Here is a 3,772-nt window from a genome sequence, read left to right as displayed (position 1 = left end):
CTTGGGTTGGGTATAAGAGAGGGGATAAAATTTACAAGTTATGAACACTGTTACAGAGAATTTGACGCATCAGAAAAACTCTATCGAAAAGTTAACTAGTCCCCATTCTAATAAGGTAAATATATTAATGGTGGATGATCATCCTGAAAATCTATTAGCATTGAAAGCTGTACTTACATCTCCCAATTATCACTTGGTTAGCGCAAATTCAGGTAAAGAAGCGTTAAAATGTATGCTAAAACAAGATTTTGCTGTTATTTTACTGGATGTACAGATGCCTGGGTTAAATGGTTTTGAAACAGCGAAGCTTATTAAGGCTAGAGAAAAAACTAGACATATTCCAATCATTTTTATAACAGCGATTAGTCTAGATATGGAACATGTGTATGAAGGGTATTCAGTTGGGGCCATTGATTATATTATGAAACCCTTTAATCCAAAAACATTGAAGTATAAAATTGAACAATTTGTTAAAATACACCAAAATCATCAAGAAAATATCATTCAAACTGATCGAGAACGTAAAGTTGAACTGAATGAGATGAATAAAAAGTTAGATAGGACCACCCTAAATTTACGTCGTACAGAGGCATTATCTAAAGTTATTGGTGAAACCATCGTTGACACGATCCTTACGTTTGACGATCAGGGATCTATCTTATCGGTGAATCCAGCAATAAAAAGCATGTTTGGATACAGAGCTGAGGAATTAATCGGCGGCAATGTTTTGAGGCTTTTTCTAACTTGGATGGGAGATCATGTCCAAGATTCTTCGTTTTCTTTCTTATCCTCTATAAAAGAATCCGCAGGAAAGGTGATAGAATCGGTAGCTGTTCGGAAAGATGAAAGTCACTTTCATGCTGATATTCTAATTGGTGAAACCACCATTGAAAAGCATAACCTCTTTGTATGTAGCATTCGGGATGTCACAGAAAGAAAGCAGATAGAGGAGATTAAGAAACTTCAATACAATAATATGGAACAAATAGTAGAAAAACGAACGCAAGAACTGATAAGGGCTAATGAGAGACTTCAAAATGAGATAGAGGAACGAGAAAGGATCGCCAGCCATCTGTACCGTTCCCAAGAAAGATTTCGTAAAATCTTTGAATCTAGTCCCTGTTTAATGGCGATTTTTTCTCAGAAGAATTTAACCTTTATTGAAGTAAATACTAGTTGGTTAAATTTTACTGGTTATAGCATGACAGAGTTGGAAAAACACAAAATAAATGTAAAGAATTTTATCGATGAATCCACAGGAAAACCTATTAATCTGGATCTGAAAATTCGTAATAAGAAAATTAGTTATAAGACGAAAGACGGCGATATTCGCGATGGATTATTATCGACTGAAATGATTGATATCCATCCTGAACCATGTACGCTCATGGTTTTAACAGATATTACGGAAACCGTTCACTTAGAGAAAGAGATGTCTCGCTTAGATCGTTTGAATTTAATCGGTGAGATGGCTGCAGGAATCGCCCATGAAATCAGAAATCCCATGACTACTGTTCAAGGGTTTTTACAATTATCAAGGAATGACAGCGCTAATTTATCAGCAGAGATCATTGATTTGATGTTAGACGAATTAACAAGAGCAAACTCTATTATCACGGAATTTCTTAATCTAGCCAAAAACAAGGTCAGTGTGAAGAAAAAGCAAAACTTAAATACGATACTTGAAGCCTTATCTCCATTAATACAAGCAGAAGCTTTTCGATCAAGCAAACATGTTAAGCTGGAGTTAAATCAGTGTCCGGATATATTCATAGATCAGAAAGAAATCCGTCAACTTATTTTAAATATTGCTCTAAATGGGCTAGATGCCATGTCGTCTAACGGAAAACTTACCATTAAGACTTATACGGAAAAACAGGCCGTCATTTTAGAAATAAAAGATCAGGGTCATGGCATTAGCCCGGAAGTACTACAAAAATTAGGAACACCTTTCTTTACAACGAAAGAGACGGGAACCGGATTAGGTTTGGCTATCTGCTACAGTGTTGCAAAACGACATCATGCCGAAATTGATATATCAACGGGCGATGAGGGTTCCACTTTCTCCATTCGATTTAATATAAATCCTAGTTCTACCGACTATTCTTAAACTAAAAGAGAGGGGAGGATATAGTGTTCAAAAATGGAAAACTAGTTATTCTTGGTGGAGCAGTTATTTCTGTTATCATTATAAGTTTTATTTCTAAATCATTTGCAGACGAAAGACCGAAAGTGGTTATTGTTTTAAAGAATATGGACACACAATATTGGGAAATTGTTAAAGCAGGTGCTGAAAAAGCGTTCAGTGACTTTGGTATGGAAGGGAAAGTTATCGCACCACTTGATGGTTCAACTAGAGAACAAAGGAGATTATTAGAGAAGACTTATCAAGAAAATCCAGATGTATTAATTGTCGCACCTATTGATTCAACGGTTATACCTTTATTGGATAGGTATACGAAACAAAAAAAAATTCCTGTATTGTTAGTAGATCAAGATGATCCTTGGCAAAATAAAACTTCTTATATCGGTACCGATAACGTTGATCTAGGAAAGAAGGCAGGCTCGCTTTTAGCCTCGCAACTTCAACCTGGAAATAAAGTTGCCATTATCGGTGGACATTTATCAGTCTCAGTATTTAGAGAACGGATAAATGGAGCTAAAATGGCTTTAAAAGATGCAGGAATCATATTAGCGGCAGAAACAGTATGGAATTCGGATGATGCAGAGACAGTAAAAAAAGAAATGACAAAGATATTGCGTGAGCATCCGGATATTAAGGGTGTCTTTGCCACACATGACATCTCCGCATTACTTGTGATAAAGGCATTGAAGGATCAAGGTGTTGCTATCCCTGTCATTGGAGCAGACGGAATTCCTGATATGCTGAATTTAATAAAGAATGGAACGATAAGTAGTACAGTGGCACAAAATCCGTATGATATGGGATATTTAAGCGTTGAAACAGCATTGAAAATTACAAAGGGTAAAAATGTTGAAAAAGTCGTTGATACGGGTGTAGATATAATCATTAAAGAGAATGCAAAGCAGAGATTAGACTTCCTGAATAAATTGTTAAAATGAGTAAATGAGTGTCGGGCACCTTCCAGATTCTTGGAGGGTGCCTGATACTTGAAAAAAAGCCAAAAACTAAGTAGAAGCTGTTCTAAACTTACCTAGGTACTTCTAACCAAACTCAATGTAGAACAAAGAATAATTTCGTACGTATGGACCTATTTTATTTCAAAAACAAAACATATGTTCCTAATTTTAGAATTACATGATAAAATAGAAGAGCAATAGAATAGGTTCTCTCAAGGGTGGTCGGCACATTCCCTCGGAAAGGGGGTGATGCTGATTGACAGTATTTGAAACATTCATGATTATGATTGGATTTGCAAGCCTGATTGTAGCTGTTCTGTCATTTAACCAAAAAAAATAATCCACCCTTGAGTATAGCAGCCCTTGGTGGATTACTTCCGCTTTATGCTGATTCCCTTGCAGAGAACCTGCTATTGCATGGACCGTTTGGTATTACCTGCACCAGCGGTCTTTGTTATTCTATGCGATTATATAGATATATTATAACCAAAATATCGGAAAAAGAAAATAGAGTAGGAGTATTAATTAGGTTATTGTACAGTGTTAATCAAGGAGAACATAGGAACGATTCTTATGGTGCACTCACTCATTTAATGCCATGAGCACCGCTCTTTGGAATGCATAATTCAAGCTAAAGGAAAATATTTATAAAAAGTATGGTACATTTAGT

The 3,772-nt window shown here is 35.9% G+C and carries 3 protein-coding genes; all 3 read left to right on the top strand.

Annotation, left to right across the window (positions count from 1 at the left end; genetic code table 11):
- Positions 1-40: 40 nt before the first annotated feature.
- Positions 41-2,110 (top strand): PAS domain S-box protein, encoded by a 2,070-nt coding sequence (locus V7137_RS26750; RefSeq protein ID WP_335700886.1) that lies wholly within the window; start codon positions 41-43, stop codon positions 2,108-2,110.
- A 23-nt stretch (positions 2,111-2,133) separates the two neighbouring features.
- Entirely contained in the window at positions 2,134-3,084 is a 951-nt protein-coding gene (locus V7137_RS26745; protein ID WP_218349925.1) for a sugar ABC transporter substrate-binding protein, read from the top strand.
- 274 nt (positions 3,085-3,358) lie between these two features.
- Positions 3,359-3,442, top strand: coding sequence for a putative holin-like toxin (locus V7137_RS30815; RefSeq protein ID WP_374226380.1), 84 nt, complete (start codon positions 3,359-3,361; stop codon positions 3,440-3,442).
- Positions 3,443-3,772: the final 330 nt, after the last annotated feature.

Origin of the sequence: Neobacillus drentensis, from assembly GCF_036962765.1 — a bacterium.
GTDB classification, from domain to species: Bacteria; Bacillota; Bacilli; order Bacillales; family Cytobacillaceae; genus Neobacillus; species Neobacillus drentensis_C.
Note: the sequence above shows the minus strand (reverse complement) of the source record. Positions and strands in the feature narration are given on the sequence as shown.